Source organism: Psychrobacter sp., assembly GCF_036731945.1.
Taxonomy (GTDB): domain Bacteria; phylum Pseudomonadota; class Gammaproteobacteria; order Pseudomonadales; family Moraxellaceae; genus Psychrobacter.
In genome coordinates this window covers 1-4,089 of record NZ_DAINDI010000116.1, presented here as the reverse complement: position 1 = coordinate 4,089, position 4,089 = coordinate 1, and the positions used below count along the sequence as shown (strand labels likewise).

The window sequence follows — 4,089 nt, the reverse complement described above, 5'->3', positions numbered from 1 at the left end:
GCCTGAAGTCTTGCTATTAGATGAGCCAACCTCAGCGCTTGACCCTATCTCTACTGGCGCGATTGAAGATTTGATTAGGGATTTAAAAAACGACTACACCATTGCTATCGTCACGCACAATATGCAGCAAGCTGCCCGCGTCTCCGACTACACCGCTTATATGTATTTGGGCGATATGGTAGAGATGGGCAAGACAAGCCAGATATTCAACCATCCCGCGCAAAAAGCAACCAAAGATTATATTACTGGGCGTTATGGTTAAGTCATTTGCGTACAAGTCTGGACAACCTTATTCTTATTAAAAGGCTAAAAAAGACATGCTATCTTGACAATAAAATGGCTAAATAAAACACCTTTATCATAAATCTAATCGGCGCAATCTTAGCGCGTTACCAATCACCGATACTGACGATAAACTCATCGCCGCCGCCGCTATCATCGGGCTAAGCAATAGCCCAAAGGCTGGGTATAGCACGCCTGCGGCAATCGGTACGCCAATTGCGTTATAGACGAAAGCGAAAAATAAGTTTTGTCTGATATTGCGCATGGTTGCGTGGCTGAGCTTATGGGCTTTGGCAATACCCATTAAGTCGCCTTTTAATAACGTAACCCCTGCGCTTTCCATAGCCACATCGGTACCTGTACCCATAGCAATACCGACATTCGCCTGCGCCAGTGCTGGCGCGTCGTTGATGCCATCACCTGCCATCGCTACCAATTTACCGTTGTCTTGCATTTCTTTGACGATACGGTTTTTGTCCTCTGGTGACACATCGGCATGCACCTCATCGATGCCTAGTTTACTCGCGACGGCCTGCGCAGTTTTTTCGTTATCGCCGGTTAGCATGACGACTTTTAGCCCTGCCTTGTGTAGCAGTTCTATGGCATCAGCAGTACTCGGCTTAATCGGATCAGCGACGGAAACCAAACCCGCCGCTTTACCATCTATAGCGACAAACATTACCGTTTCGCCATCTTTTCGGCGCACGTCAGCTTTAGTGGATAGCTCTCGATCAAAACTGTTTAAGCTCTGCATGAGTTTTGAGTTACCGATAGCGACTTGTTTGCCGTTTACTACCGCTTGTACACCTTCGCCCGTGGTCGAATTAAAGTCATGGGCTTTAGGGATAGTGAGTGATTTATCCTGAGCAGCTCTCACAATAGCTTCTGCCAAAGGGTGCTCGCTCGCGCTTTCTACTGCGGCGACCAGTGCCAAAAATTCATCTTCATCTTGTCCTGCCAGCGCGTCAATTGCGGTAAGCTCAGGTTTACCAGCGGTCAGCGTTCCAGTCTTGTCAACAACGATGGTATCGACCTTTTCCATCGTCTCTAAGGCTTCAGCGTTTTTGATAAGGACGCCGTTTTGCGCGCCCTTACCGGTACCGACCATGATTGACATGGGCGTCGCTAGTCCAAGCGCACAGGGACAGGCAATAATAAGGACAGCAATCGCATTCACCATGGCATAAGCCATTGCAGGTTCAGGGCCAAATAATGCCCAAACGATAAAGGTGATGATGGAGGTGACAATGACAATAGGCACAAACCAGCCTGCCACTTGGTCAACCAAACGCTGAATGGGCGCGCGGCTACGCTGGGCATCAGCAACCATTTGTACGATTTTAGACAATACAGAATCTGCGCCAACATTGACCGCTTCGACCAATAACGTCCCTGTACCATTTACCGTGCCGCCAGTCACGGTATCGCCCTGCTCTTTAGATACTGGCATCGGCTCACCCGTTACCATGGATTCATCGACGCTACTACTGCCATCAACTACCGTGCCGTCTACGGGTAATTTCTCGCCGGGTCTGACGCGCAGCTTATCGCCACTAACGACTTCATCAAGTGAAACCTCAGTCTCTTCGCCGTTTTCATTGACGCGTCTAGCAGTAGGCGGAGCCAGCTCAAGCAACGCCCGAATCGCCCCTGACGTCTGACTTCTGGCTTTGAGCTCAAGCACTTGACCAAGCAGTACTAAAGTCGTGATTACCGCTGCGGCTTCGTAATATACACCGACTTGTCCAGCGCTATCTCTAAAGCCATCTGGGAAGATACTGGGAAAGAAAGTCGCCACAATACTAAAACCGTAGGCCGCGCCAACGCCAAGCGCAATCAAGGTAAACATATTTAAATTGCGGCTTTTAATAGACTGCCAACCACGTACAAAGAACGGCGCTGCGCCCCAAACGACAACCGGCGTTGCCAGTACCAATTGAATGATTTGACCAAGTTGCCCTGAGATATTAAGCGAGCCAATTTGATCGAGATTTATCCCAACCATATCGCTCATGGCATAAATGAATAGCGGTAAGGTCAGCAGCGTACATATCCAAAAGCGCCGCGTCATATCATCGAGCTCTTCGGTATCTTCTTCGCCTATGGTGACCGTTTCTGGCTCGAGTGCCATTCCGCAAATCGGACAGCCACTATTTCTAACGTCTCTGACCTCAGGATGCATCGGACAAGTATAAACCGTGCCATCGTAACCATCAGGTACTTTGTCGTATTTACCGCCTTTGACCGACTTGACTTCAGCGCTGCTTTCGTCGCTCCCGTGACATTGTGTATGGTTGTGTTCATGGTTATGATTGTTTTCATTTTGATGACTTTGATGATTGTCACTGGGGTTATGCTCTACGTGGCTTACGCCATCTATCTTGTCTTCAGGTTGCAAAAACATACCACATATCGGACAGTCGCTTTTTTCAACATCTCTGACTTCAGGATGCATCGGGCAGATATAGACCGTACCGTTATAATTTTCCGGCACTTTGTCGTATTTGCCACCTTTGATAGTTTTTTTATCAGCCGTATGTTTCATAAAATCCTTCCTTGAAGACGCTAAGCGCAGATGCCAAGCAAAGCTCTTGCTCATTTATCATCGACACTTAACAATGTTTCTAACTTTTACTTATTACGTAGGTACTTAAGCAGCGCCATAATCGTCAGTATCAGCACTATAAAAACCAGTAACATAAATAATCCATAGACGAGAGTGCCACCCCAGCCCATACCGTGCATCATTGAGCCGTGCCTCATGCCATGCATAGCACCATTCATCATAGCGTGCAGCATGATAATCATTACAGCCTCCCCTTATTTGATTACATGACTAGTTATCATAGAGTGATACAAGACAAAAGTCACCTTTTCAGCTATAACTGGGCATTGGCGCTATCAACCTCAGCATATACCGCTGTGCTACCGTCTTTGTTGATTTGCATCACTTGATAAGGTGAAAATTTATTTTGGTACTCCATCCCGGGGCTACCCATTGGCATACCGGGTACGGCAAGACCAATAGCCTCGCTTGGCGGATTGGCTAAAAACTGGGCTATATACTTGGCAGGCACATGACCTTCGAATACATAACCGTCGCTCGTGACCGCCGTGTGACAAGAGCGCATATTGCTCGGGACACCATAGCGTTCTTTAAAAACTGCTAAGTCGGCGACATCTTGTCCCGCCGCAGTCATACCGTGATGTTCGGCATGGCTAATCCACTCCTTACAGCAGCCACAATTGGCATCTTTATAAACCGCCGCAGAGACGTTTCTCAGCGCATCACTGTTACTGCTAGAGCTCGTCGACTCAGTTTTAGACGTTTGGACTTTTGAATTCTGGCTGTCTGTTGCCGTCTCTACAGGCGCTGTGGTTGCAGCAGTGGTATTGGTGTCGTTACAAGCAAATAACGACGATGTCACTGTCAGTAGGATAAGCGCACCAAACAATTTATGCTGCTTAAAAGTTAAGTTATGGTTATCAGGTTTCATACATACCCTCTCGTCATTTATTGTTTAATGTCTCATGTGATATTTATAATCAAAAAGAGCTGTCTTTCATTTTTAAATTTGGAGCAATACGTTAAGCGTTTGACCCGATATCACGACACTATCATCATACATGCATGATACATGAATCCTTCTGACTAACAGATGACGTTAAGATTACAATATTGTCATTCTCCCACTTTGAAATTTTCACAGATAATTTATTTGACAATTTTTAAGAAAAAACAAAAGGGCAGTACTAGGGCGTGTCTTCATTTTAAAAATGGTGATAAAAATGAGATAAATTGCAGTC

3 protein-coding genes and 1 pseudogene are annotated in these 4,089 nt (G+C 46.4%); 1 reads left to right on the top strand and 3 read right to left on the bottom strand.

The window, feature by feature from the left end:
* Nucleotides 1-262, top strand: a pseudogene (locus V7D75_RS14285) (phosphate ABC transporter ATP-binding protein); the annotation flags it as partial.
* Nucleotides 263-358: 96 nt separating this feature from the next.
* On the opposite strand, the gene V7D75_RS14280 reads toward V7D75_RS14285, so the two are convergent.
* The 3 genes from V7D75_RS14280 to V7D75_RS14270 form a co-directional block, all read right to left on the bottom strand.
* Nucleotides 359-2,827, bottom strand: a complete 2,469-nt coding sequence (locus V7D75_RS14280) for a copper-transporting P-type ATPase (RefSeq protein WP_333615100.1) — start codon at nt 2,825-2,827, stop codon at nt 359-361.
* An 86-nt stretch (nt 2,828-2,913) separates the two neighbouring features.
* Nucleotides 2,914-3,090: a hypothetical protein gene (locus V7D75_RS14275; RefSeq protein WP_333615099.1), complete on the bottom strand. Its 177-nt coding sequence runs from the start codon at nt 3,088-3,090 to the stop codon at nt 2,914-2,916.
* Nucleotides 3,091-3,161: 71 nt separating this feature from the next.
* A complete protein-coding gene (locus V7D75_RS14270; RefSeq protein ID WP_333615098.1) occupies nt 3,162-3,779 on the bottom strand; it encodes a DUF411 domain-containing protein in 618 nt (205 codons plus the stop codon).
* Nucleotides 3,780-4,089: the final 310 nt, after the last annotated feature.